The sequence below is a fragment of the Flavobacterium aquatile LMG 4008 = ATCC 11947 genome, assembly GCF_000757385.1.
Taxonomy (GTDB): domain Bacteria; phylum Bacteroidota; class Bacteroidia; order Flavobacteriales; family Flavobacteriaceae; genus Flavobacterium; species Flavobacterium aquatile.
Genome location: NZ_JRHH01000006.1, coordinates 46,210 through 71,278, shown reverse-complemented (window position 1 = coordinate 71,278; position 25,069 = coordinate 46,210). Strand labels below are relative to the sequence as shown.

The 25,069-nt window shown below is 31.5% G+C and carries 25 protein-coding genes and 1 other RNA gene; 17 read left to right on the top strand and 9 right to left on the bottom strand.

Annotated elements, in window-relative coordinates; translation table 11 throughout:
- Window positions 1–39 precede the first annotated feature (39 nt).
- A complete protein-coding gene (locus tag LG45_RS14890; RefSeq protein WP_035128634.1) occupies window positions 40–924 on the bottom strand; it encodes a Brp/Blh family beta-carotene 15,15'-dioxygenase in 885 nt (294 codons plus the stop codon).
- A gap of 113 nt (window positions 925–1,037) precedes the next feature.
- Here LG45_RS14890 and LG45_RS14885 point away from each other — a divergent pair, with 113 nt between their 5' ends.
- Window positions 1,038–1,760, top strand: a complete 723-nt coding sequence (locus LG45_RS14885) for a bacteriorhodopsin-like (RefSeq protein ID WP_035128632.1) — start codon at window positions 1,038–1,040, stop codon at window positions 1,758–1,760.
- Window positions 1,761–1,879: 119 nt separating this feature from the next.
- Entirely contained in the window at window positions 1,880–2,485 is a 606-nt protein-coding gene (locus LG45_RS14880; protein WP_035128630.1) for a hypothetical protein, read from the top strand.
- A 21-nt stretch (window positions 2,486–2,506) separates the two neighbouring features.
- Here the strand turns inward: LG45_RS14880 and LG45_RS14875 are convergent, their stop codons facing one another.
- Both LG45_RS14875 and LG45_RS14870 read right to left on the bottom strand, forming a co-directional pair.
- Window positions 2,507–2,764, bottom strand: a complete 258-nt coding sequence (locus LG45_RS14875) for a hypothetical protein (protein WP_035128627.1) — start codon at window positions 2,762–2,764, stop codon at window positions 2,507–2,509.
- Window positions 2,764–3,831, bottom strand: coding sequence for a glutaminyl-peptide cyclotransferase (locus LG45_RS14870; RefSeq protein WP_035129156.1), 1,068 nt, complete (start codon window positions 3,829–3,831; stop codon window positions 2,764–2,766). The genes LG45_RS14875 and LG45_RS14870 overlap by 1 nt, the downstream gene beginning before the upstream one ends.
- An 87-nt stretch (window positions 3,832–3,918) precedes the next feature.
- Here LG45_RS14870 and ffs point away from each other — a divergent pair.
- The 4 genes from ffs to fsa all read left to right on the top strand — a co-directional run bounded on the left by ffs (window position 3,919) and on the right by fsa (window position 7,019).
- Window positions 3,919–4,016: signal recognition particle sRNA small type (gene ffs, locus LG45_RS16320), an RNA gene on the top strand.
- Between the two features lie 105 nt (window positions 4,017–4,121).
- Complete coding sequence (locus tag LG45_RS14865; RefSeq protein ID WP_035128625.1) at window positions 4,122–5,120, top strand: enolase C-terminal domain-like protein; 999 nt, start codon at window positions 4,122–4,124, stop codon at window positions 5,118–5,120.
- 57 nt (window positions 5,121–5,177) lie between these two features.
- Entirely contained in the window at window positions 5,178–5,981 is an 804-nt protein-coding gene (locus tag LG45_RS14860; protein WP_035128623.1) for an SDR family oxidoreductase, read from the top strand.
- Between the two features lie 381 nt (window positions 5,982–6,362).
- Window positions 6,363–7,019: a fructose-6-phosphate aldolase gene (gene fsa / locus LG45_RS14855; RefSeq protein ID WP_035128621.1), complete on the top strand. Its 657-nt coding sequence runs from the start codon at window positions 6,363–6,365 to the stop codon at window positions 7,017–7,019.
- A 127-nt stretch (window positions 7,020–7,146) separates the two neighbouring features.
- Here the strand turns inward: fsa and LG45_RS14850 are convergent, their stop codons facing one another.
- The 3 genes from LG45_RS14850 to LG45_RS14840 form a co-directional block, all read right to left on the bottom strand.
- Window positions 7,147–8,556, bottom strand: coding sequence for a TlpA family protein disulfide reductase (locus tag LG45_RS14850; protein WP_035128618.1), 1,410 nt, complete (start codon window positions 8,554–8,556; stop codon window positions 7,147–7,149).
- 100 nt (window positions 8,557–8,656) lie between these two features.
- Window positions 8,657–9,046: a hypothetical protein gene (locus LG45_RS14845; protein ID WP_035128616.1), complete on the bottom strand. Its 390-nt coding sequence runs from the start codon at window positions 9,044–9,046 to the stop codon at window positions 8,657–8,659.
- Window positions 9,047–9,698: 652 nt separating this feature from the next.
- Complete coding sequence (locus LG45_RS14840) at window positions 9,699–13,508, bottom strand: nSTAND3 domain-containing NTPase (protein WP_205620521.1); 3,810 nt, start codon at window positions 13,506–13,508, stop codon at window positions 9,699–9,701.
- A 370-nt stretch (window positions 13,509–13,878) separates the two neighbouring features.
- Here LG45_RS14840 and LG45_RS14835 point away from each other — a divergent pair, with 370 nt between their 5' ends.
- On the top strand, window positions 13,879–15,498 hold the full coding sequence (locus LG45_RS14835; protein ID WP_035128613.1) for an ABC-F family ATP-binding cassette domain-containing protein: 1,620 nt from the start codon (window positions 13,879–13,881) through the stop codon (window positions 15,496–15,498).
- A 153-nt stretch (window positions 15,499–15,651) separates the two neighbouring features.
- Here LG45_RS14835 and LG45_RS14830 read toward each other — a convergent pair whose 3' ends face one another.
- Window positions 15,652–16,545 (bottom strand): pirin family protein, encoded by an 894-nt coding sequence (locus tag LG45_RS14830; RefSeq protein WP_035128611.1) that lies wholly within the window; start codon window positions 16,543–16,545, stop codon window positions 15,652–15,654.
- A gap of 364 nt (window positions 16,546–16,909) precedes the next feature.
- Here LG45_RS14830 and pyrR point away from each other — a divergent pair, with 364 nt between their 5' ends.
- From pyrR to LG45_RS14790, 10 genes are all read left to right on the top strand, one after another.
- On the top strand, window positions 16,910–17,449 hold the full coding sequence (gene pyrR / locus LG45_RS14825) for a bifunctional pyr operon transcriptional regulator/uracil phosphoribosyltransferase PyrR (RefSeq protein ID WP_035128609.1): 540 nt from the start codon (window positions 16,910–16,912) through the stop codon (window positions 17,447–17,449).
- Between the two features lie 116 nt (window positions 17,450–17,565).
- Window positions 17,566–18,495 carry an aspartate carbamoyltransferase catalytic subunit gene (locus LG45_RS14820; protein ID WP_035128607.1) on the top strand — a complete coding sequence of 310 codons (930 nt, stop codon included), beginning with the start codon at window positions 17,566–17,568 and terminating at the stop codon, window positions 18,493–18,495.
- Between the two features lie 2 nt (window positions 18,496–18,497).
- The gene (locus LG45_RS14815) at window positions 18,498–18,830 is read left to right on the top strand and encodes a hypothetical protein (RefSeq protein WP_035128605.1); all 333 of its coding nucleotides are present in this window, start codon (window positions 18,498–18,500) and stop codon (window positions 18,828–18,830) included.
- A gap of 10 nt (window positions 18,831–18,840) precedes the next feature.
- Complete coding sequence (locus tag LG45_RS14810) at window positions 18,841–19,059, top strand: hypothetical protein (protein WP_035128603.1); 219 nt, start codon at window positions 18,841–18,843, stop codon at window positions 19,057–19,059.
- Window positions 19,046–19,219 carry a hypothetical protein gene (locus LG45_RS16515; protein ID WP_165570819.1) on the top strand — a complete coding sequence of 58 codons (174 nt, stop codon included), beginning with the start codon at window positions 19,046–19,048 and terminating at the stop codon, window positions 19,217–19,219. The genes LG45_RS14810 and LG45_RS16515 overlap by 14 nt, the downstream gene beginning before the upstream one ends.
- Window positions 19,220–19,224: 5 nt before the next feature.
- Window positions 19,225–20,133 (top strand): ribonuclease Z, encoded by a 909-nt coding sequence (locus tag LG45_RS14805; protein WP_035128601.1) that lies wholly within the window; start codon window positions 19,225–19,227, stop codon window positions 20,131–20,133.
- A gap of 15 nt (window positions 20,134–20,148) precedes the next feature.
- Window positions 20,149–20,289 (top strand): hypothetical protein, encoded by a 141-nt coding sequence (locus tag LG45_RS16510; RefSeq protein WP_165570818.1) that lies wholly within the window; start codon window positions 20,149–20,151, stop codon window positions 20,287–20,289.
- 54 nt (window positions 20,290–20,343) lie between these two features.
- Complete coding sequence (pdxH, locus tag LG45_RS14800; protein WP_035128599.1) at window positions 20,344–20,991, top strand: pyridoxamine 5'-phosphate oxidase; 648 nt, start codon at window positions 20,344–20,346, stop codon at window positions 20,989–20,991.
- Window positions 20,992–21,203: 212 nt separating this feature from the next.
- A complete protein-coding gene (locus tag LG45_RS14795) occupies window positions 21,204–21,701 on the top strand; it encodes a CAP domain-containing protein (protein WP_035128597.1) in 498 nt (165 codons plus the stop codon).
- 177 nt (window positions 21,702–21,878) lie between these two features.
- Window positions 21,879–22,400 (top strand): hypothetical protein, encoded by a 522-nt coding sequence (locus LG45_RS14790; RefSeq protein ID WP_035128595.1) that lies wholly within the window; start codon window positions 21,879–21,881, stop codon window positions 22,398–22,400.
- A gap of 146 nt (window positions 22,401–22,546) precedes the next feature.
- Here LG45_RS14790 and LG45_RS14785 read toward each other — a convergent pair whose 3' ends face one another.
- Both LG45_RS14785 and LG45_RS14780 read right to left on the bottom strand, forming a co-directional pair.
- Window positions 22,547–24,367, bottom strand: a complete 1,821-nt coding sequence (locus tag LG45_RS14785) for a chloride channel protein (protein ID WP_035128593.1) — start codon at window positions 24,365–24,367, stop codon at window positions 22,547–22,549.
- Between the two features lie 31 nt (window positions 24,368–24,398).
- Window positions 24,399–25,067 carry a DNA alkylation repair protein gene (locus LG45_RS14780; RefSeq protein WP_035128592.1) on the bottom strand — a complete coding sequence of 223 codons (669 nt, stop codon included), beginning with the start codon at window positions 25,065–25,067 and terminating at the stop codon, window positions 24,399–24,401.
- Window positions 25,068–25,069: the final 2 nt, after the last annotated feature.

Below are 25,069 nucleotides of genomic sequence, written 5' to 3'. Positions count from 1 at the left end.
AATTAGGAGAAACCGAGTAAGAAATTGCTCGGTTTTTTTTTATTTACTATTCTGCATCTTAATAATTATAATAGTATGCGGAAATGTAATTGCGGCTAGAAATGAAAAAAATAAGGCATTAAAAAGTTCTTTGTCCTTAAATATATAGTACAGAATAAAAATTCCTAAGAGTGATGTAATCCAATACGGAAATGCACTGATAAAATAACTTCTAAAATTTTTCAGAGTAAAACTTCCATACAAATAATTGATTTGTTCTTCAATAGATGAAATGCTATGCCAAATCACAAAATAAATTGCAAACGCCCAAACTAAATCGGCGGTCTTGAAAATGATGGCAAAAACTATTAGATAAAAGATATTTACAACAACTTCTGATTTAAATTTCACTGAAATTGAGTTGAGTTTAATTCCGGATGCAATCATCAATAATCCAATGCAAATTGTTATCCACTTAAATTCAAGTTGCTGAATTGAAGTATTAGTAATTTGATAAATTATTTTTTCAACCTCAATTTCATGAAAACTGAATAGCAACGAAAATATAAATAATCCATAAATGGTTTGAAATATTGTAATCCAACTATTCTTTTCTTTTGTTTCTAGTGTATTCCAATGTTGTTCTCCAAAATGATAAGAACTGAATAAAATAAAAAGGAGTAAAGCCACAATTGGAATGGAGTAGAAGAGCACTGCTCCAAGAATCACTATTCCTATATAATACAGTGTCAATTTTTTTAATGAAATACTTTTTTTTGTTTCGCTAATTTTCTGAAATAATGCTAAATCATTTGCTCCATGTAAGATTCCAAATAAGAATATTACTACAAATCCAATAACTTGTTGATAGTTAGGCGAAAAATTCACATTTATCCATAAGGCAAAAAAGCTAAAAATTATGGCGAATTTATTTGTTTTAGACATCTTTCTAATTTGAAATTTTGTTTAAAGATAATAATAAAAAGTTAAACAAAATTATTTTGTTTGTTTAACCATTTGTAAATTTGATTAAACAAATAACTTAAATTTTTATTTTTATGAACAATTTATTATCTATTTCGCTTGTTTCGAAAATGCTACCAACAGATTACGTTGGATTTACATTTTTCATTGGATGCATGGCTATGATGGCTGCATCAGCATTTTTCTTTTTATCTCTTAGTCAGTTTGATAAAAAGTGGCGTGTTTCTGTTTTAGTTTCTGGTTTAATTACTTTTATTGCAGCGGTTCATTATTTCTACATGAGAGATTATTGGGCAAGCTTTGGAGAATCACCAACTTTTTTCCGTTATGTTGATTGGGTTTTAACCGTTCCATTGATGTGTTTAGAGTTTTATTTAATTCTGAAAGTTGCAGGAGCAAAACAATCATTATTATGGAAAATGATTATTTATTCATTAGTAATGTTAGTTACAGGTTATTTTGGTGAAGCCGTAGATCCAACAAATGCATGGGTTTGGGGATTAGTTTCTGGAATTGCTTACTTTGCTATTGTTTATGAAATATGGTTGGGAGAAGCTTCCAAATTAGCTGCTGCTGCTGGAGGTGAAGTTTTGTCTGCTCACAAAATTTTATGTTGGTTTGTACTTGTTGGTTGGGCAATTTATCCTTTAGGATACATGTTAGGAACCGACGGTTGGTACACAGGATTACTAGGAAAAGGAAATGTAGATGTTGCTTACAACATTGCCGATGCCATTAACAAAATCGGATTTGGTTTAGTAATTTATAACTTAGCTGTGAAGTCAACAAAAGAATAGTTTTTAAGTTTTATTGATGAAAGCCACCTTGTCTATATTTCAAGGTGGTTTTTTTATTTAACATTTACCCTATAAATTATTTTGTATATTGCTCATCTATAAAAATCAAAATTGTAGTTATGAAAAAAATAATTTTTATTGTTCTTGTTGCTTTAATTTCTAATGTAACATTTTCTCAAAAGAAAAAAGCTGCTACCAAAAAAACAGTTGTAACCGCTAATGCAAAAGGTGTTTTTGCTAAAGTAGATAATTTAGTTGTAGAAGTTAAAAGCGGTACTTTTCAAGTTACCATTAATGAAAATGGTAAACCAAAGGATGCTATCACAATTAAAAATGTGGATGCTAAATTTGCCCCAACAAATACTAAAATAACTGCTTTTAAAGCAAATGGTGCTGCATTATATTTATTGACTTTTACAGAAAAGAATATAACAAAAACTGATTTGAAAACTGAGGATTTGACTATTATAACTTCCATTATATATGAGATTCCAACAAAGAAACAAGTTTTTTCAAATACTCAAATGACCAATCATATTGTTGAAAAAGTATATTTAGATAAAAACAAAACGGTTTCAGAAACGCAAGAACGTATGCGAAGAGAAGGTTTTGAGTTTACTTTAAATGCTGATGGTTCCATAACTCAAAAGAATAAAACTCAGGAAAATAAATGGGTTTACGATGTTGCCAAAATGGAATATGTAGATGCCAAAAAGAAAAAATAATACTATAAAAAAACCGAGCTTCTAACTCGGTTTTTTTGTTTTTCTATAGATTAAGAATTCTGAAATTTTATCAAGCCATTTTAATTTACTTCTTTCATTTTCAGATATACTCGAAGAATATTTCAAACAAATACCATTTAAATTTTCATCGCTTTCACCTTCAGACTGAAAAATATTTTTCTGACATAAAGTACAAAAACGCACTTTTTCTTCTGTATTTAGTTCAAGCCAATTTTCTTTACAAGATTTTGGCATTTCAGATTTTGAATTGTTAGACATTACTCAATTATTTTTATTTCAAACATCTTGTCCCAGTTTTTACCTGTTACAAAAATTGTTTTAGTTTTTGGATTGTAAGCAATACCGTTTAACACATCGCTATCTGGATGTTGTGTAATTTTTTTCTTCAATTCGGCCATATCTATAATTCCTTCAATTGAACCATTATTTGGATTAATAATTGCAATGGCATCTTTTCCATAAACGTTTCCATAAATTTTCCCATTAATCCATTCTAATTCGTTAATTTCTTTTATTTTGGTTCCGCCTGCATAAATATTAACATAATCTACTTCTTTTAAAGTTTCAGGATCCAATTTATATATTTTTTCAGAACCGTCAGATTGGTATAGGTTTTTACCATCATTTGTTAAACCCCAACCTTCTATTTTTTTAAAATATTGAAACGTTTTTTCTTTCTTAAAAGTATCAGCATTGTAAACATAACCTTCATTATTCAACCAAGTTAATTGATACACTTTATTATTTAAAATAGTAATTCCTTCGCCAAAATAATCTTGTCCTAATTCTACTTTTTTATAAACTTCACCAGTTTTGTAATTGGTTTTTCTCAAACTTGAAATTCCTCTTAAACCAGTTCCATTTCCAGCACCATTTCCGGTTCCTTCATAAAGTGTGTCTCTGTAAAATTCTAGACCTTGTGTGTAGGCTTTAATGTCGTGAGGATACGTATTTACAATAGTATATTTCAATAATTTTGGTTCGGTTGCTGATACTAATTCTATTCTTGTAGAATCAATTTCAGTAGTTCCATCATAAAAAACTTCTGCTTTAATATTTTGGTAACCTAGTTTCTGATTTTTTAAATCAAATGAAAAAGCGCTTGCACCATTATTTGAACCAACTCGTTTATTGTTGATGTTGTATACAACACTATCTACCTTTTGACTTTTTAAATTTAAAATTTCAAGCGAAAGTTTGTCATTTACCGTGTATTGCGCCTTGATTTTTTCTTCATTAATACTAAAAAAATCTTCTTTAGTTCCGCCACAATTTGTTAAAACTAATCCTAATAAAATGAATGCTAATGCGTTATATTTTTTCATTGGTAATTGATTGAATTTTATATTCACAAATGTATTATTTATGATGTTAATTTCTTGCAAAAATATAAAAAGATTGTATCTTTGCACCGGCAAGTCCTACACGACCAGCTCCTGCAGACTCCTCCAGGATGGGAACATAGCAAAGGTATGTGGTTGTAGCGGTGCGATGTAGGTCGCTTGCCATTTTTTTTCATTCCGAACTTGTTTACTGCGTCAGTCGCTAAGCTCGTGTCGGAATTATTTTTTTACATTTGTTTGTACTTCAATAACAAATTAATTCCACTTCCTAAATGAATTTATCTTGGCAAATTGTTAGATTGAATTTAAAGGAAACTTTCTCCATTTCTTACGGAAATTATACTTTTAGAGAAGCATTAATTATTACACTTTCACATCAAGGTTATAAAGGTTACGGCGAATGTACTTCGATTGATTATTATCAAATTAATTTAAATGATTTTACTTCAAATTTAAAGTTGGTTCAAACTCAAATTGAAACTCGTAAAATCATTCATCCATCAGAATTTTATCAGTTTTTGTTGACTTTAAATCTTCATAGTTTTCTGCGTTCGGCATTAGATTGTGCCTATTGGGATTTATTTGGGAAATTAGAAAACAAGTCGTTTGCAGAACTAAATTCGATAGAAATCAATCAACTTCCAGAATCTTCGATTACGATTAGTGTTGATAAAGTTGAAAATCAGATTCAGAAAATTCAATCTTCAGCTTGGAATAAATTTAAAGTAAAATGTAATGGTTTTCATCAAAAGGAAATCGAATCTTTATTAGAATTAGATTATCAAATTGCTTTAGATTCCAACGGAAGTTTTACAAAAGAAGATTGTATTTGGTTAGAAAATCAAGAAATAGTTTCAAAATTTTTATATTTGGAACAACCAATGCAAAAAAGTTCAAGCAATTATCAATCGCTAAACGCCAATAGGTTTGCCAATTGGATGGCCGACGAAGATTGTCAAGATGAAACTAATTTGGAGCAATTAAAACCACATTATAAAAGTATCAATATCAAGTTGGTAAAATGTGGCGGATTAACTCCTGCAATTCAAATGATTGCGAAAGCTAAAAGTTTAGATTACAAAATAATGATTGGTTGCATGACAGAATCAACTATTGGAATTTCGGCTGGAGCAGTTTTGGCACCATTGTGTGATTATGCCGATTTAGACGGAGCAAATCTAATTGAAAATGATATTGCGAATGGAACAAAAATTATAAACGGTAAAATTAAATTATCTGAAAAAGCAGGATTAGGAATTTTTATTATTTAGCTGATATTTAAAATTTAAAATAGAGGATGAGATTGCTTCGTGCCTCGCAATGACAAAATGAGTAAAGTAGTATTAATAACAGGCGGTTCTTCTGGAATAGGAAAATCGATTGGAGAATTTCTTCACACGAAAGGATTTGTAGTTTATGGAACGAGTAGAAATCCGGAGAAGATTTCTGGTTCGGTTTTTCCGTTGATTGCTTTGGATGTTCGTAACAAAGAAAGTATTCAAAAAGCAGTTGCTGAAATTATTTCAAAATCGGGTAGGATAGACGTAGTAATTAATAATGCTGGCGTTGGAATTACGGGCCCAATTGAGGAAATTCCAACTGAGGAAATCAAAAATAATTTTGAAACCAATCTTTTCGGACCAATAGAAGTGATGAAAGCGGTTTTACCGCAAATGCGTTCCCAAAAATCGGGTTTAATTATCAACATAACTTCGATTGCTGGATATATGGGTTTGCCGTATCGCGGCATTTATTCGGCTTCCAAAGGTGCTTTAGAATTAATTACCGAAGCGTTACGTATGGAAGTAAAATCATTCGGAATTCATATTACTAATGTTGCGCCAGGAGATTTTGCTACTAATATTGCTGCAGGACGTTTTCACGCGCCATTGCTAAAAGGTTCGGCTTATGAAGTTCCGTACGGAAATACATTGAAAACCATGGACGAACACGTTGATTCTGGAAGTAATCCAAATGAAATGGCAGAAGCAATTTATAAAATTATCCAAACACCAAACCCTAAAATTCATTACAAAATTGGAGCTTTTATGCAAAAGTTTTCTATTGTTTTAAAACGAATTCTTCCAGATAAAGTTTATGAAAAAATGTTGATGAATCATTATAAGCTTTGACAAAAGTCAAAAGTCAACTTCAAAAATCAAAAGTCAATTTTGATCGTATTGTGTTTATTTTTTTTTGATTTTGTCATTTAGACGCAGGAGAAATCACATTATTTTAATCACTTTATTAGATTTCTTCTGCGTCGAAATGACAAACTTTGAAATTTTGAAGTTGATTTTTGAAATTGATTTTTGAAATTGACTTTTGCAATTGATTTTTGAAAAGGAATTCGTAATTTTGCACACGATTGCGTTAAGGATTGCAGAGGAAAGCCCGGAAACTTGCTGGAACGTTAGTGGAAGTAAGTTGAGGACTTGGAACGGAAAGCCTGACCCGAAGTTTTTCACGTAGGGTAACGCCCAAATTTTAAAAACACAACTTAATTATATAGTATGAAATTTTTTATTGACACAGCCAATTTAAACGAAATCAAAGCGGCACAAGCACTTGGAGTTCTTGATGGAGTAACAACTAATCCTTCGTTGATGGCTAAAGAAGGTATTACAGGGAAAAACAATATTTTAAAACATTACGTTGACATTTGCAACATTAGTGATGGCGAAGTTAGTGCCGAAGTGAATGCAGTTGACTACGACGGAATGATTAAAGAAGGTGAAGAACTTGCTGAATTACACGATCAAATTGTGGTAAAATTACCAATGACAAAAGAAGGTGTAATGGCATGTAAATATTTTTCTGATAAAGGAATTAAAACTAACGTGACTTTAGTATTTTCGGCAGGTCAAGCGTTATTGGCTGCTAAAGCTGGAGCTACTTTTGTATCACCATTTATTGGTCGTTTAGATGATATTTCTACTGATGGATTAAATTTGATTCAAGAAATTAGAGAAATCTATGATAACTACGGTTACGAAACTCAAATTCTTGCTGCATCAGTGCGTCACACAATGCACATTGTTAATTGCGCGAAAATTGGAGCAGACGTTATGACTGGACCACTTTCTGCAATTTTAGGATTATTAAAACACCCATTAACTGACATCGGATTAGCACAGTTTATTGCTGATTTCGAGAAAGGAAATAAATAAAAGTACGAGGTACGAAATACGAAATACAAGGTTTGAAATAATACTGAGTAATAAATTTAAAAGCCGATTTTCAATTGAAAATCGGCTTTTTTTATGTGTTTTATTCTCGTATTTTGTACTTCGTATATTATTTCAAATTATCCTCAAAATCAACTTCGAAAACCCCAGTAAACGCATTGATGATTTTCTTGTCCTTGTTTACAACAATTGTTCTGTAGATTTTTGTGATGGCCCATTTGGCTCTTAAATCTTCAAAGTTGGCGCAGTGGTATTGCTGAATTCCTTTAAAATCATAGTTGGATAATGTTTCTTTCCATTTGTGTTCTTTATCGTGCAAATTGATAGCGATAAAATTGAATTCAGGGTATTTTTTCTCGTAATCAATTACTTTTTTGTGTACTTCGGTTAAATGTGATTTTGCATTTGACGACCAAAAGAAGAATACGGTATTTTTTGTAATTAAATTAGAAGAGGAAACCGTTTTGCCGTTCAAATCTACTAAATTAACTCTAGGTAAATCAAAATGTGGTTTTAGTAACTGAATGGCGTTTCCAATTTTTACAATTTCGTTTTTCTGACTTTTATCGGTAGAATATTTATGATAGGTGTCTAAAAACAAATTGTTGTTCATCATGTTTTGATCTTCCAACAAATAATTAAAAGCAATCGTGTTAAGCACAATGTTTTTAACTTTTTCGTTTTTAATTATAGAATCGGTGATGTTGAGTTTATTGATGTTTGTTTTTAAAGCTAAATCGGCATTCGAGTAATGATTATGGTATTTTATCTCCGCCATATTACTCAACATGTGACTTAAATACATCACAAACGGAGAAAAATTGGTTAAGGCTTCGTTGTTGTAATCAATTTCATCTCTAAAACCGTAATAGTCTTGCGGAAGTTTCTCAATGACATCTTTTCCGGTACGCATTTTATGAACGTAAGGATATATTTCTTTTAGTGTGTAATTAGGAAAATCTAATGATGCTTTGGCATACACGTCAAATTCATCGTTCCAGTTTACAGCTTCTTTTTGTGTTTCGTAGTATTTTTGGTTGGCAACAAAGAGTTTGCTTAAGGCTTTATCAAATTTAGCAAAGTCATAATTGAAAGCTTCGAACAAACCATTTCTGTCTTTTTCGTTTCTCAAATACATTTCAATTAAGAAATTGTTTTTTTCGTAACCGCGACCACAAAAAACCATCGACTCATCAAATTCTTTTGAGTTGATATTGACCATCAAACTATCGTTCTTATCAAAATAAACATATTGATATTCGGGATTGTTTTTAAACGTATATAAACCAGGAGTTAGCGAGTCAAATTTGACAAAAAAAGTATTGTCCTCTTTCAGCTTTATGGAGTCTATTACCTTATTGTTTTTGCAAAAAAGAACGTATCTAGACGACGGATTTTCAATCTCTCCTCCAAAATATGCGGTGTAATCATTACCTGAAAATTCATTTTTACATGAACTAACAACTAACAATATAAAAAGTGGTACAATATAGGTTTTTAAAAAAGCAAGACTTCTCATTAAGTGTAATTATTGAAAACAAATATATTTATATGAAACTATATATTCTGTTAACCAAGCGTTAAAGTATTGTTAGTGGTTTTTGAGTAAATCTCAAAAATTAATCTTGCGTTTCCTCAATGTCAACTCTATTGATATGTATAAATTTGGATAATTCTTCTGTTGCAGTATTCAGTGATTGGGCTGATTTTATAATGATATCAAGCATTTCCTTCCAATCGTTAATTTCAAGATTTTCATTGGTTTGCAGTATAGTAGAAATCCCTAAAATATTGGCAACCTTTTTCCGAACCTTGTGACAAACAATAAACATCATTTTCTCCAAATCGCTGTTCAACTGTCTGATGTGTTCCTTCTTTTCCTCTTCACCGATTTTCAGTTTATTTTCGGCTATTCTTAATTCGTGCGAACATTTTTCCAACTCTTCATGATGAAGCAGCAGTTCTTTCTGAGCTAGCTTTAATTGTTCTAATGTAGCAGTAGTACCCATAAGTTGCGAATTTAGAAATTAAATGACATTCAGGTAATCTGATTTGGTTTACAGTTGTTTGCCTTTTCAATATGGTAAATCCTGTTTAATAACTAGTTAAAAAACTTAGTATATCAATTATCAAATGTACCTATTAATACTAACAATAGTGTACGTAGTTTTACGTGGTTTTTGTAAATTATTTTTTGATTTTTGGAGGATGGAATTGTTTTGAAATTAATTGTGTTAGTTTAATTTTCTCCAGAATTTATCACCTAATTTACAAAATTGTTATCTGACAACTCAAAATTGTTATTTAGCAACCTAAAATTGTCATTTGATAGCCTAAAATTGTTATTTGGCAACCTAAAATTGTTATTTAACAACCTAAAGTTGCTATCTGACAATCCAAAATTGCTATCTGACAACCCTAAGTTGTTATCTGACAACCCAAAATTGCTATCTGACAGCCAAAAGTTGCTCTCTGAAAACTCAGATAGCAAAAAAGTTCATTTAGAATGCTTTTTAAAGTTTGAATTTGTGCCATCTTTTTTTTAAGAATTAATTTTTAAACATAAAAAACCGCAAAGTCAGGAGACATTTGCGGAGGTTTTTATGGGAAGGGTTGGCGGAGCTTGAGGTTGCATTCTGTATGACTTTATGCGTTCGCTTTTCAGTAATCTTTTCTCAAAAACTTTCGCTGTCTTTCCCAATCTCCGCTCCTTAAACAAGATTCAACCTGTTCAGTTATATAGTTTTTTATTGGAATCAACTTTATTCCTACAGCTGATTTTTTAGCTATTTCCAATAAATTTCTCCATTCTGAAGCTTGAATATCTCCAATAATTACATCACCTGAATATGTTCCACCGTTTCCTCTCCACATTAATCTACCGAAAGTTTCTTTATCTTGATTTAATGAAATAAATAGTAGGAATATTTCTTCAAATAATACTTTTCTTGAATGTCTTATGAGGTCAACAACGATTTGCATTTTTTTATAATCGTGATTGTTGACAATTACGTATTGTCTAATAAAATCATCCGCTCTTTTTTTCTGTTCTTCTTTTGGATTTCTAAAGAAAACATTACAATAGTGTTCTGATATGCCAAAGTATAAGTCTTTTTCAATCACTAAGTCGAATACATTGATTAATGTCTCTTCTATGTTTTCTATATTCCAAACATAACTCATATCGCTATGGTCGCCTCCAAGACTATGTCTGTTAGTTGCTGAATATAAACTTTCAACAAATTCTATTAAGAAATTTTTATCAACTTTTAGTATTTCTAGAATCCCTTGTCCTTGGTAGTCAAAATGATTTTCAATAAGGTTTTGTTGGATGTAAGCTTTTTTTATTAACTCAATGTCATCACCAAGGTTATCAAAATGTTTACTGAAAATATCCATCCAAACTCGTATTTGAGTACCTTCTCTTTCATTTTTTTCTGTAATAGTTTTTAAAATTATTTGAAATAAGTTTGGAGATACTTTTAAAAAACGTTCAAGTCTGTCAAAATGAATTGTATTAGATTTATCCATTTTTGAAATTGTTTCAACTAATGATTTAGATAGGCTTTTATTGATTAATGAATCGTCTATGCAATCATAAAATGATAACTCCCATAATTCTTTAAGATTAAAACTCTTTTGCTGGCGTAGTTTATATTTTTTCAATGATTTTGAAACTCTGTAATTATTTTCAGATAAAATGAACCAAAACTTTTTGATATTACTTAAAATACCATTTAAATTATTCTCAATAAAACGGTTTATATGGAAAATACTCCAAATATTGTTAGCTGTATTAGCAACTTTCAACTGATTTCTAAAAACAACTTTTGGAACATAATTAACTTCATTTCCTTTTTCAATTATTTTTTCCAATAATGCATGACCGATTTTTAAGTCTCTTGAATAATTTTCATCTATAACAAAATCTAGTGCATTGTTATAGTTCCAATTGTTGTCAGCTAAATTTCTTAATAGTATAAAAGTATTGTAAAAGTTATTGATTTCAACCTCATTGGTTAATATAAATGAGCTTCTTATTTCTGCCTCTTTTAATCGTTCATAATCTCGAAAATCATCAAAATCGTATATTTCCTTATCTCTAAATCTATCCCAATCTAATTTTAAGAATGCTATGTAAGTTTCATTAACAAATTTGTTAGTGAAGTTTGAGAACTCGGGTAAATTGAACTCGTGTCTTTTGAACCACCTAATTTGGTCTTGAACATATTTACAATGTTCAAAATTTTCATTGTTTAAATGATTGTCTATAATATTGAGAACAAATGGAATGTCAAATTCCATTATTTCATTATTTACATCTGGGTGAACTCGTGAATAATTCTTTAATAACCTGAAAGCCATTACAGGACGAGATGCAAAACTATTATCTAATGTATTCCATATTTTCGTTCTAAATTCATGTATAGTATTATTGTTAGGAATTGGATATTGATAATGAATAAAACTATTATTTCTACCTCCTTTAAATTGTTGAAATTGATAGGATAAGAAAGTTTTTGAAAGTTCATAAAATGATGTTGAAAGTAATTCATCATCTTTGTTTATACCATATATTAATATATCGAAAAGAGCTTTTTGTCTATAAAAATCGTAGTGTTCATCATCTCTATCGAAAATTAATAATTCTCTAATTTTATGAATAAGTTCCGGCAATCTATCCGGTTTTTTGGTTACATATTCGAACAACAATTCAATTGAATCTTTTAAAGAGTTACTATTAAGACGAAAAAAATTACCTAGTAATTCAATTATATTATCCTTGTCATAATTGAATTGATTATTTTCATACGAACAGTCATATTTGGTTTCTTCAATTTTCGGAAAGGTTTCTATGTACTGATACGTAAATTCTAAAGTTTGATCTTGTAAATAAAACCAAAATGAATTGAGAAAATTAAAAGACTTTTCATTATTGTTTCGAATTAAGTTCCAATGTTCAACTAACACAGGTTTAATTTTGTCCATTACATTTTGTGGGCCAAATGTATTATTCGCAGGAATAATACTGTCTGTAAATCTACTTTGATAATTTTCAAAATAGTTGTTTAGCAGAACTTGAAAGGAAAGCAAGTTGTCTTTTATAAATGCTTTGTAAAAGAAAAATATAGCAAGATTTTGTTCAGGGACTTTTACGTGTTCAAATTGAATTTCTGCCAATTCCAACTTATCAAGTTTGTCTATAGTATCTATAAAATCATTATATGAGATATCAAATTTTTCTAAAATTGATTCTGTCACTTCTTTATTCTTATATGGAATTGTATAAAAGAAAGCAATAATTCCAAGACATTTAATATTTAAGGGATTTTCAAATTCGCCATCATCTTTGATGAAAGTTGAAAAATACTTTTCAAATAAATCGGAAACATCGTGCAAAGCATATAAGTTTTGTTCCTTTTTTGCCAAAAGGGAAGTCATTATTGCTAATCTTGGATTACCATCTGAAATTCGAACTATTTCTTTATGATAATCAGGGTTTAAAATTTCAAATGGTTCAGATTTTATAATATCAATAATTTGTTCATCGTTTAGCTTTTGTAAGTCTATTCTTTTAGTTGAGAACTCTTGACATTTCCTTCCGATTTCTTGAAAAGCATAATCTCTTACAGTAATTATTATTTTAAGTTTACCGTTTCTATTAGCTTTAAAAAAGCCTGTTATTTGTTCAAATGCATCAATCCTGTTTGCATCATCAACAAAAAGTAAATAGTCTTTTTCTACATCAAAATATTGATACAAGTCCTCAAGCAAAGTATGACTCTTATATGAAACACAATATGCTTGATAAAATTTATTGATTACTAAATAATTGTTGATAGTTTCAATTGCTAACTTTGTTTTTCCAACTCCGGGTGCTCCTGTAAGTATTATAAAGTCGTGACTATCTATAACATTACTTAATTGTTCTAATTCTGTTTCCCTATGTAAGAATGTATTGTTCAAAGGAGTGGCAATACCTTTTGACGCTCTATCATACTCTTTGATAAAGTTGTCTATTGAAATAATTTGACCAGTATCTAAAGGCAAGCCTAAATAATGATGAGCTAAATCTCTGTGATTTAAATGAAGTTCTAACGCTAATTCTTGCAACATTAAATAGCGAATTCTAATATCAGCTTTAAAACCTTGGGCTAATGCATTTAATTCAGATATTTTCTCTTGATCTATGTTCCAATTGAAACAAAGTACTATTTCTTGAATTTTATCAATAGGTATTTTTGTCTTATCTGGATCAAAACAAGCTTTTATATCATTAGCTAACTTATTTTTTGTACTCGTATCAGTTGTAATTTCTGAATATAAAAAGTTGCCGTTTGGCAATTGAAAGAATGTGTCAGGTGTTCCTTTTGTTGTCTTTTGTTTTCCTGTTTGGCTTCCTGTTCTAGATATAGCTAAGTAATTATGATCTCTTATAATTAAATAACTATCGCAAAGCTCTTGAAACACAGTTCCATTTATTTCTTTAAGTCGATTTTCTATTGTTTGGAGTCTGCTCATATTATTCTTATGAAATTTCTTAGAGCCTTGTAAAGAAACAGCTCTTTTGTTTTTAGTGTTGGAGTTTGAGTTGGTAAAAAACTAGATTTGCTATTTGTAAGGTTGGCTTTTCAATGAAGGATAACTTATAAATAAACGCATTTCTAAAATCACATCCTTCACAAATATACCATTTTCCTACAAAGCGCAACCGCGTACTTTTACCTGTTTTTCAACAAAAAAATGTGTGTAAGTCACTGAACGCTAAAAACTGAACACTGAACGCTAAAAACTGAACACTTTTCACTACTTTTGCACCGAAATTAAAGAAAATCATTTTATGCTTACTGTATCTAATTTATCAGTTCAATTTGGTAAAAGAATATTATTTGACGAAGTAAATACAACTTTCACACAAGGAAATTGTTACGGAGTAATTGGTGCCAATGGTGCCGGAAAATCTACGTTTCTAAAGATTCTTGCTGGTGATATCGATCCTACTTCGGGTCGCGTATTTCTTGAGCCTGGAAAACGTATGTCGGTTTTGAATCAAAATCACAACATGTTTGATGAGCACACCGTTCTTGAAACTGTAATGATGGGTAACAAAGTATTATTCGCAGTGAAATCTGAAATGGATGCCTTGTACGCCGATTATGATGATAAGAATGCCGATAGAATAGGTGAGTTGCAAGTGCAATTTGAAGAAATGAACGGTTGGAACGCAGAGTCTGATGCTGGTGCGATGTTATCCAACCTTGGAATTGCTGCCGATATGCATTACAACCTAATGGGCGAAATGGAAGGAAAAATGAAAGTTCGTGTGTTATTGGCACAAGCGCTTTTCGGAAATCCGGATGTTTTGGTAATGGATGAGCCAACGAATGACTTGGATTTTGAAACCATCACTTGGTTAGAAAATTTCCTTGCTAATTATGAAAATACAGTAATTGTAGTTTCGCACGATAGACACTTTTTAGACTCTGTTTGTACGCATATTTCGGATATTGATTTCTCAAAAATCAATCACTATTCTGGAAACTATACGTTTTGGTACGAATCAAGTCAGTTAGCAGCGAAACAAAAAGCACAACAAAATAAGAAAGCCGAAGAGAAAAAAGCCGAATTAGAGGAGTTCATCCGTCGTTTTAGTGCGAATGTGGCCAAATCGAAACAAGCTACTTCTCGTAAAAAAATGATTGACAAATTGAATTTAGATGAAATTCGTCCTTCAAGCAGAAGATATCCTGCTATTATATTTGATGTTGAAAGAGAAGCTGGAGATCAAATCTTGCATGTTCAAAACCTTGCCGCATCTGTTGATGGTGAAGTATTGTTTAAAAACGTAGATTTGAATATGGCGAAAGGAGATAAAGTGGTGATTTTCTCAAAAGATTCTCGTGCTACGACCGCTTTTTATGAAATCCTAAACGGAAATCAAAAAGCCGATGAAGGAACTTATGATTGGGGAATTACAACAACACAATCGTATTTGCCAAATGAAAACCACGAATTTTTTACAGATGGAAGTTTGAATCTAGTTGATTGGTTACGCCAATGGGCAAAAACCGAAGAAGAACGCGATGAGGTTTACATCCGCGGATTTTTAGGGAAAATGATTTTCTCTGGTGAAGAAGCGTTAAAGAAATGTACCGTTTTATCTGGAGGAGAAAAAGTACGTTGCATGCTATCTCGAATGATGATGATGCGCGCGAATGTATTAATGCTAGATGAACCAACAAACCACTTAGACTTAGAGTCGATTACGGCATTCAATAATACGTTGAAAAACTTTAAAGGTTCGGTTTTGTTTACAACGCATGACCACGAGTTTGCGCAAACAGTTGCCAACAGAGTTCTAGAAATTACACCAAACGGAGTGATTGACAGATACATGACATTCGATGAATATCTTGATAACGAAGGTGTTCAAGAGTTGAGAAAGAAAATGTATAACTAATATATGATATGAAAATCCAGTTTAACCGCTGGATTTTTTTTTAGCCACAGATTTTAAAGATTATCACAGATTTTTGTTGTGAGAATAATTAAGGACTATAAATTAAAATCTTTAAAATCCGTTTAATCTGTGGCAAAAAAACTTTGAGATTTTTTATTTTTTAATAGTAAATCCTTTATTCTCAGGTAACGGAACATAACCAGTTTCGCCTTCAATTTTTGGAAATTCTTGATTGATCCAACGTTGTTTGGCTTCTTCAATTTTATCTGAAGAACTGGAGACAAAATTCCAGAAAATATAGCGTTCTTCGGGAAAAGCCTCGCCACCAAAAATATAAATTGTAGTGTTTTCTTCTATTTCAAATTCACATAACGAACTTTCTTTTGCAATCAGAATTTGCTTCGGACCAAAATTCGTTCCATCACTATTGATGCTTCCTTCTAGAATATACAAAGCACTTTCTCCAAATAGATGATTTCCGATATTCACTTTCTGTTTTTCGGTACTTTTAATTTCGATAAAATAAAGCGGACTATAAGTTGGAACTCCAGATTTTCTTCCCGAAAATTCACCAGCAATAAGTTTAAAGGAAAGTCCGTTTTCGTTCCATTGTGGCAATTGTTCGGCTTCCACATGAACAAATGATGGTTCCATTTCTTCCAATTCTTTTGGTAACGCCACCCAAATTTGCATTCCGTGTAATTTCTTTTCCGAATGACGTAAATATTCTGGTGTTCGCTCCGAATGGACAATGCCTTTTCCGGCAGTCATCCAGTTTACTGCGCCAGGTTGTATTTCAATTTCAGTTCCAAGACTGTCGCGATGCATAATACTTCCTTCAAAAAGATAGGTTAGTGTTGAAAGTCCGATGTGTGGATGCGGACCAACATCTAAATTCTGATAATCCGACAATTCGGCTGGACCCATATGATCAATAAATGCAAATGGCCCGACGGTTCTTTTTTCTTTAAACGGCAATAATCGTCCCACCAAAAAGTTTCCGATATCGGCAGCGCGTTCCTCTATAATTAATTGGATATTTGACATTTTATAGGATTTTCAGTTGTAAATTACTTGTGCATAAAGTTACTTATTTTCGAATTAAAACAATAAAACTTATTCTTAAAATTGTTTACAGGAGCGAAAGGCTTGGGCATTTTTGGTTTCCATATTCCTGCTTTCCATTACAATAAAAATGATTGAAAAAATCATTTTTATTTCCATTGCAATCAGGGCTAGATTGGTTTTGTCTTTTTCTAAATCAATTTTTAATAAACTTTTTATCATTTCAATCTGTGAAAATCAGTGTAATCTGTGGCAGAAGAGAAAACTATTTTAAAGCAATTTCCAAATTTGAATTAAACCATAAAAAAAATATCGTATTTTTACACTCCAAACACAACACTTCATTATGAGTCAAAAAATATTGCTCACTTCACAAGAAGTAAATATCATTCTTCATCGTTTGGCCTGTCAGTTGATAGAGAAGCATCTCGATTTTTCGAACACTGTTTTGATAGGATTACAACCACGAGGAAAATTTTTAGCCGAAAGAATAAAACAGATTTTAGAAAAGGAATACAGTGTTTCCAATATCGAACTCGGATTTTTAGACATCACCTTTTTTAGAGATGATTTCCGTCGAGGCGAAAAACCATTAGAAGCCAATAAAACCCAGATTGATTTTTTAGTCGAAGATAAAAAAGTGGTTTTTGTAGACGATGTTCTTTATACAGGACGAAGTATCAACGCAGCATTAACGGCAATTCAATCGTTTGGAAGACCATCAGAAGTAGAACTTTTAACACTTATAGATAGACGTTTTAGTCGTCATTTACCCATTCAACCCGATTATCGAGGAAGACAAGTTGACGCCATAAACAACGAAAAAGTAAAAGTTTGCTGGATTGAAAATGAAGGAGAAGATGCAGTTTATTTAATTACGAATTAAGAATTACGAATTACGAATTTAAAGATTGTCACACTGATCGCAGTCGAAGTGCACCAATATAATATTTTAGAATCTGAAATAAATTCAGATTGACAAACACAACAACACAACAATAAATGAAAGAATTAAGTGTAAACCATTTATTAGGAATAAAATACCTTGTCAAGGAAGACATCGATTTGATATTTGAAACAGCAGATCATTTCAAGGAAGTTATCAATCGACCAATAAAAAAAGTGCCTTCTTTACGAGATATAACTATCGCCAATATATTTTTTGAAAACAGTACGAGAACCAAATTATCATTCGAATTGGCTCAAAAAAGACTTTCGGCAGATGTAATTAGTTTCTCAGCAGCACAATCTTCGGTTAAAAAAGGAGAAACCTTGATTGATACTGTAAACAATATTTTGTCAATGAAAGTTGATATGGTTGTAATGCGTCATGCCAATCCAGGTGCGGCGTATTTTTTATCACAAAATGTAAAAGCAAGTATTGTAAACGCTGGTGATGGAGCGCACGAACATCCTACTCAAGCTTTGTTAGATAGTTTTTCTATAAGAGAACGACTAGGCGAAGTTGCCGGAAAAAAAGTAGTTATTGTTGGTGATGTCTTACATTCGAGAGTGGCTTTGTCAAATATTTATGCACTGCAAATGCAAGGTGCCGAAGTAAAAGTATGCGGACCAAAAACTCTAATTCCAAAGTACATTGAAAGTCTTGGAGTTTCGGTTGAACCAAATTTGCGAAAAGCTTTAGAATGGTGTGATGTTGCAAATATGTTAAGAGTTCAGAACGAACGCATGGATGTGAACTACTTTCCATCAACTAGAGAATATGCACAGCAATATGGAGTTGACAAAGCTTTGCTAGATTCACTTAATAAAGAAATTGTAATCATGCATCCCGGACCAATAAATCGTGGAGTCGAAATTACATCAGATGTTGCCGATTCACAACAATCGGTCATCTTAGACCAAGTTGAAAATGGTGTTGCAATTAGAATGGCAGTGATTTATTTATTAGCAAGTAAAATCAAACAGTAATTATGAAAGTAGATCAAAAAGGACATACTACAACTATAAAAGATACTCAAGGCGATGTAAATGCATTCCTTGAAAAAATAACCCATGAGCATAATAGTTTTAAAAATCAGAATTTAATTATTGATATCACTCACGATAAAGGAATTACAGTTAAAGATATAAAATCCTTTTCAGAATTATCTAAAGTACACAGAAAAGGAAAAAAATCATTTGTAATCGTTGCCGACGGAATCGATTTTAATGATGTTCCCGTAAAAATTATTGCAGTGCCATCGCTTCAAGAAGCACATGATATTATTGAAATGGAAGAAATTGAACGCGATTTAGGATTTTAAAAATTCAAACATGAAACTAGACAATAAAACATTAATTTACGTTTACGCAGCTGTACTTTTTATACTAACATTTTTGTTTGTACAAAGGCTAATCACAAGTTTTAAAACCCAAGAGTTTGACTATTTAAGATTATCAGTAAATCTAGCACTTCTAATTTACATCATTATTAAAGTTGTAAAATTAGGAAAAGTAGAGAATGATAAAAAAGAGAACAATGAACAAAGTTAGAATCGCTTACATTTTAATCATTGCATCGATAGCTTTATTAGGCTTAAATCTATACAATGGTTATACTCAAAACGAGTACAACTACTTCGGTATTGGTTCCAATCTTTTATTAATACTTGCAATGGCAATAATTATTTTTCAAAGTAAAAAAATAAAATAAGCATCTTGAAACTAACTATACTCGGCTGTTATGCTGCAACTCCACGAACAATTTCCAATCCAACGTCACAGGTTTTAGAAATTAAAAATCGTCTGTTTCTAATAGATTGTGCCGAAGGAACGCAAGTGCAACTCCGAAAAAGTAAAGTCAAATTTTCCAAAATAAATCACATCTTCATTTCACACCTTCACGGCGATCATTTTTATGGATTAGTCGGATTAATTTCTACTTTCATGTTGCTCAATCGTGAAAGCGATTTAACGGTTCATGGACCAAAAGGTATTAAAGAAATCATACTGCTTCAGCTTCGTGCATCGGGTTCATTTACAGGTTATAATTTATATTTCAACGAACTAGAATCCAAAGAATCCCAAACCATTTTCGAAGACGATCGAGTAGTGGTGAAGACCATTCCGTTAAAGCATCGCATTTACACCAATGGTTACTTATTTCAAGAAAAAAACATCGAACGAAAACTTAATATCGAAGCCGTAGAAAACTACAATATCGATAAAGTATATTTCAACAAAATAAAATTCGGAGGCGATATCACTCTAGAAAACGGAACAGTAATTCCAAATTCAGAGCTAACTTTCGATCCGCAAGTAGCAAAATCGTATGCCTTTTGTAGCGACACTATTTACGACGAAACCATCATTCCAATTATTGAAAACGTAGATTATCTCTATCACGAAAGCACATTTCTAGAAAGTGAAGCCCATCTTTCAGAGCGAACAATGCATTCAACCGCTAAGCAAGCCGCTACAATCGCTTTAAAAGCCAACGTCAAGAATCTTATACTCGGTCATTATTCAACGCGTTACGGCAACATAGAGTTGTTTAAAGACGAAGCTCAAACCATTTTCCAAAACGTGCAACTCGCAGACGACGGAAAAGAATTTGAAATGGATTAAGGCAAAACTTCAAACTTGTCATTCTGTAAGAATCTGGAGCGAACCGCTTGGGCTTTATCAGTAATCCTTATTCCTGCTGCAGGAACTCGCTTCCCGATAAAAATCGGGAAAGCTCAAACAATTCCAGCATCAGGGCTAAAAGAAAAACCATTCTAATTTTTGTAAACTTCACCAAAACTTCACGAACTTTGTAATCTAACAAATTACACAATGAAAGATTTAGGCAATTACAGAAAATCATACGAAAAAAGCGAACTACTAGAAACTAACATTCCCGAAGATCCAATCAATCTATTCAATAAATGGTTTCATGAAACCGAGGATTTTGGTGGTATCGATGAGGTAAACGCCATGACAGTTTCCACAATTGGTTTAGACGGATTTCCAAAATCGCGTGTTGTTTTACTTAAAAAATTCAACGAAGAAGGATTTATTTTCTACACCAACTATAATTCCGAAAAAGGATTAGCAATACAAAACAATCCACACGTTTGTTTATCTTTCTTTTGGCCAAGTATAGAACGCCAAGTAATCATTAAAGGAATAGCCGAAAAAACTTCCGAAACAGTATCTGATAATTATTTTAATTCACGTCCCGATGGAAGCAAACTCGGCGCAATTGCTTCTGATCAAAGTAGGGTTATTTCTTCTAGACTTGTTTTAGAACAGAAGCTAAAGGAATTAGAACAATATTACATCGGAAAAGAAATTGAAAGACCAGAGTTTTGGGGTGGGTTTTTAGTTAAACCTCAAGAGGTTGAATTTTGGCAAGGTCGACCTAATCGATTGCATGATAGAATACGATACCAACTTCAAAAAGATGATTTTTCATGGAAAATTGAAAGGCTTTCATCATAATTGTAAGAATTTTATTCCACAATTTTTTAAAATGATGCATTTCGTCGATTTTATTTGACACTTAACCGATATAGTAGTAGTATTGTATAACGAAAAAGCACAAACGTTCTTACAATATTAAAACCTAAAGATATTTGCCCCACATCTATCCTTAAAAAAATTAACCCTATAGATATTTGCCCCACATCTATCATAGACTTAAACCTACTACTATGAAAGCAAAATTACTAAGAGTTGTAATGCCAATGCTATTGGTATTTACTTTGATGTCATGTTCATCTGAAGAAAGCGAATCAGGAACAACTGATTCTAAAGTTGTAACGGAATACAGTTACGATCAAGACGAGATGGCTTTAGTTGAAGTGGTAAACAATTACAGAGCTTCTCAAGGTTTGTCAACATTATCTTTGATAAACCACATTTCGTACAAGTCGGAAGAACACAATGATTACATGATTGAAAATAATGTTGTAAATCATGACTATTTCAATCAACGTGCTAGTAACATTAAATCGGTTTTAGGTGCTGTAACTGTTGGTGAAAATATTGCATACAATTTTTCTACTGCAAACGCTGCTTTACATGCTTGGTTACAAAGTCCAGGTCACAAAGAAAATATTGAAGGAGATTATACTCATTTTGGAGTTTCAATTTCTATAAATCCAAATAATGGAAAGAAATATTACACTAACATTTTCATGAAAAAATAATACATAATATATTTGTTTGATTTTGAGAAAACCATCTATGAAAATAGGTGGTTTTTTTATTGGTATCATCTTGGGTACAATTAATCATCGATTTTCTTCTCGAAAAAATCGTATTTTCTTAAACATATACTAGTTTAAATTTTATCAATTTTTTTATATTTGAAAAAAATAAATCAGATGAATATTTTAGGAATAGGATCACGTATTAAACATTCAGAATTTGGACTTGGAGTTGTAACCAATGTAACATCCAAACATTATTGGGTAACATTCATAGAAAGCGGATTGGAAACTATCGATGTTGACAGCGAATTTGAAATCATTGAAGCAGTTGAAGACGAAGTAGATTCGGTTAGTTTTTATGAAGTAGAAAAAACCTTGAAAAATTTGCTGCAAAAATGGAGTGATGTTTCACAAATTGTTCCAATAGCAGATAAGTGGAAAGGCGGAAAGTTAATCATGGAACCAGGAACACCAACTCAAAATAAAGAAGTTCCAATTGATACTTTTTTTAATAAAATAATTATGGTGAGAGATAGACTTCGTGTAATGGAGCAAAAAATAAATGCAAGCAATTTGGAGAATTCAGAAAAAATCGAATTGCAGCAATACATTACAAGATGTTATGGCAGTTTAACTACATTTAATGTATTGTTTAAAAGCACTAATGATTACTTTGTTGGAGAAAAGACAAAGTAGTATAAGTAAAGAGTTTTTAGTGTTCAGTTTGCGAACTGCCAACTGAACACTGCTAACTTTTTTTTCTCCCAAACTTCATTTTATGAGTTTGTTTTTACTTTGTTTAAATTTGAAAAATTGTAATTGTTATCTAATTCTAGTTAATTTTATTCAATTACCATTTCTTTCAACTTCTCACGGTAGGCTTCAAGGATTTCAACTTTAGAAATTAGGCCGAAGAATTTACCGTATTTAGTTACAGGAAGTACTGTTTCATTTGAACTTTCAAACTTATCCATAATGGTTTCCATGCCGTCATCGTGGTGAATTACTTCTTTGGGTTGCGAAATAATTTCTTTAATCATCGTGAATTTTATTCGATACTGATTAAATACAATTGGACGGATCGATTCGAAATCAATGATTCCTAACAATTTATTTTTTTCATCCAAAACCGGAATAATAGATTGATTGGAACTTGACAAATATTCGATTAAATTTTCTAATGATTTGTCTAACGATATTGTCTTTACATCAGTTTGAACCAAGTCAAGAAAATCAATGCTTTGCAAGATGTTTTTATCTTTATCGCTTGTAAAAGCTTCACCTTTATCGGCAAGTGCTTTTACATCCATAGAATGTTTTTCAAATTGCTTAGAAACAGCGTAACTTATCGAAGAAACCATCATTAACGGAACCATTAAATCGTAACCGCCAGTAATTTCACCTATCAAAAATATTGCTGTTAAAGGCGCATGAAACAATCCAGATAAAATTCCAGCCATTCCAACAATTGCAAAATTGGTAACAGGTAAATGTGAATTAATATTGGTGATATCCATGAATTTGGCAACAAAAAATCCAAGATAAGAACCTACAAATAGAGAAGGAGCGAAGTTCCCACCATTTCCACCAGAACCTAAAGTTAAACCAGTTGCAAACGCTTTAAGTAGAACTATTATTCCAACAAATGCCAACAAAACCCATTGTTTACTTTTATAATCTTCAAGAAAAGTATTGTTTAATAATTCCTCTGGATTCGCAGTAGATAATGTTTTGATGCTTTCATAACCTTCACCAAAAAGTGATGGAAATATAAAAATTAATATAGCCAAAATACTAGCGCCAAACAATGCTTTCTTGTAAACTCCGCTTCTGATTTTACTAAAAAAATGTTCTACTTTTCTAAAATTTCGAGCATGATAAACCGAAACTAAACCAGCGAGAATACCAAGTAAAATATAATAAGGTGTGTTGTGATAATCAAATTCGGTTACATTTTTAAAACTTAAAAGTACATCCTGACTCAAAATTACTTTAGAAACCAAAGCTCCAGTTGCTCCAGAAATTATTATCGGAATAAATGCAGAAATTGAAACATCGGTTAGAATTACTTCTACTGCAAATAAAACTCCAGCAATCGGTGCGTTAAAAGCAGCTCCAATTCCGGCAGAAACGCCGCAAGCCAGAAGTAAAATTCTGTCTTTTTGGGATAATCGGTATTTTTGAGCAAAGTTAGATCCAAATGCTGCACCGGTTATCACAATAGGACTTTCTAATCCTGCCGAACCACCAAGACCAACGGTTAATGAGCTCGTAATGATTTGCGCATACATTTGCTTTTTAGGAATAATTCCGCCTTTTTTGGCAACAGCATACAATATTTTAGAACTTCCTTTTTCCAATTCACCATTTAAAACTCTCCGAATTACAAAAACTGTTAGTAGAATTCCTATGATCGGTAGTAAAATATTAAAGAACGGAAACTTTAAAAATCCGTTTACATAGTTAGCAAAAACAAAGACGTTGTGGGCAAAACTTTTTAAAACAATTACTGCCAAAGCACAAGAAATTCCAACTAAAACGCACGCTAAGTAAATGAAATTTCTTTCAGATAAAAGTTGTTTGCAAAGAAAAACAACCGCTTCAAATTTTCGAGCGAATTTTCTAAATAGAAGTTGTACTGAAACCGATTTACGATTGGTCATTGTAAATTTTTTATAGGATTGCAAATATAACTTATTTTATATTTCGCAGTGCTTCTCTTTGACTTAAAGGTTTTAAATTAGTAGAATCTACATATTCTTTAACACCATTTGGATTGAAACGGCTATAATCTCTTAATGCCCAACCAATAGCTTTTTGAATAAAGAACTCATTAGATTCTTTGTGTTTTTCGCATTCTGATTTTAGTAATTCGAAATTGGTTTGTTCTTTATAGCTCAATTGAAAAAGAATCGCACTTCTATTCAACCACATATTTTTTGAATTAGAAAAACGTTCGATAATTTCAAATGTTTTTGCAGGAAAACTTTGCAAATAACCGCCAACAAGATATTTAGCGATAGTATCAACAGAATCCCACCAAGAGTTGGTAATTATAAGTTTTTCGATTAAAATAATATCTTCTTGAACATAGTTCTTTTTGATTTCTTTAATGAAAATATCAATTGCACAAAGGTGAAATTCACGTTCTTTCTTTTGGAATAATTCCCAAGCAATTGCTCTATAATTTGTTTTAACTTCTTGCTTGTATTTTTCACAATTCTCTTTTAAAATTGCTCGTCTTTCGATGGTTTTAATTCCTAAAAAATCGAAATTATTTTTCATGTAATTCTCCATCGGAATTGCAGTTTCTCGATTGAAATTACTTCGTAAACGGTTCTCTAAATCGGTTATAAAATTCATTT

Bases quoted from the DNA above. Each gene is read 5' to 3' on its own strand.
- LG45_RS14815 (WP_035128605.1), top strand. From the start codon at position 18,498: ATGAAAGTAGATCAAAAAGGACATACTACAACTATAAAAGATACTCAA.
- LG45_RS14870 (WP_035129156.1), bottom strand. From the start codon at position 3,831: ATGAAAAAATATAACGCATTAGCATTCATTTTATTAGGATTAGTTTTA.
- LG45_RS14830 (WP_035128611.1), bottom strand. From the start codon at position 16,545: ATGTCAAATATCCAATTAATTATAGAGGAACGCGCTGCCGATATCGGA.
- LG45_RS14860 (WP_035128623.1), top strand. From the start codon at position 5,178: ATGAGTAAAGTAGTATTAATAACAGGCGGTTCTTCTGGAATAGGAAAA.
- LG45_RS14890 (WP_035128634.1), bottom strand. From the start codon at position 924: ATGTCTAAAACAAATAAATTCGCCATAATTTTTAGCTTTTTTGCCTTA.
- LG45_RS14780 (WP_035128592.1), bottom strand. From the start codon at position 25,067: ATGAATTTTATAACCGATTTAGAGAACCGTTTACGAAGTAATTTCAAT.
- LG45_RS14880 (WP_035128630.1), top strand. From the start codon at position 1,880: ATGAAAAAAATAATTTTTATTGTTCTTGTTGCTTTAATTTCTAATGTA.
- LG45_RS14875 (WP_035128627.1), bottom strand. From the start codon at position 2,764: ATGTCTAACAATTCAAAATCTGAAATGCCAAAATCTTGTAAAGAAAAT.
- LG45_RS14820 (WP_035128607.1), top strand. From the start codon at position 17,566: ATGAAAGAATTAAGTGTAAACCATTTATTAGGAATAAAATACCTTGTC.
- pyrR (WP_035128609.1), top strand. From the start codon at position 16,910: ATGAGTCAAAAAATATTGCTCACTTCACAAGAAGTAAATATCATTCTT.
- LG45_RS14850 (WP_035128618.1), bottom strand. From the start codon at position 8,556: ATGAGAAGTCTTGCTTTTTTAAAAACCTATATTGTACCACTTTTTATA.
- LG45_RS14835 (WP_035128613.1), top strand. From the start codon at position 13,879: ATGCTTACTGTATCTAATTTATCAGTTCAATTTGGTAAAAGAATATTA.
- LG45_RS16515 (WP_165570819.1), top strand. From the start codon at position 19,046: ATGAACAAAGTTAGAATCGCTTACATTTTAATCATTGCATCGATAGCT.
- LG45_RS14865 (WP_035128625.1), top strand. From the start codon at position 4,122: ATGAATTTATCTTGGCAAATTGTTAGATTGAATTTAAAGGAAACTTTC.
- LG45_RS14790 (WP_035128595.1), top strand. From the start codon at position 21,879: ATGAATATTTTAGGAATAGGATCACGTATTAAACATTCAGAATTTGGA.
- LG45_RS14795 (WP_035128597.1), top strand. From the start codon at position 21,204: ATGAAAGCAAAATTACTAAGAGTTGTAATGCCAATGCTATTGGTATTT.
- pdxH (WP_035128599.1), top strand. From the start codon at position 20,344: ATGAAAGATTTAGGCAATTACAGAAAATCATACGAAAAAAGCGAACTA.
- fsa (WP_035128621.1), top strand. From the start codon at position 6,363: ATGAAATTTTTTATTGACACAGCCAATTTAAACGAAATCAAAGCGGCA.
- LG45_RS14810 (WP_035128603.1), top strand. From the start codon at position 18,841: ATGAAACTAGACAATAAAACATTAATTTACGTTTACGCAGCTGTACTT.
- LG45_RS14785 (WP_035128593.1), bottom strand. From the start codon at position 24,367: ATGACCAATCGTAAATCGGTTTCAGTACAACTTCTATTTAGAAAATTC.
- LG45_RS14845 (WP_035128616.1), bottom strand. From the start codon at position 9,046: ATGGGTACTACTGCTACATTAGAACAATTAAAGCTAGCTCAGAAAGAA.
- LG45_RS14885 (WP_035128632.1), top strand. From the start codon at position 1,038: ATGAACAATTTATTATCTATTTCGCTTGTTTCGAAAATGCTACCAACA.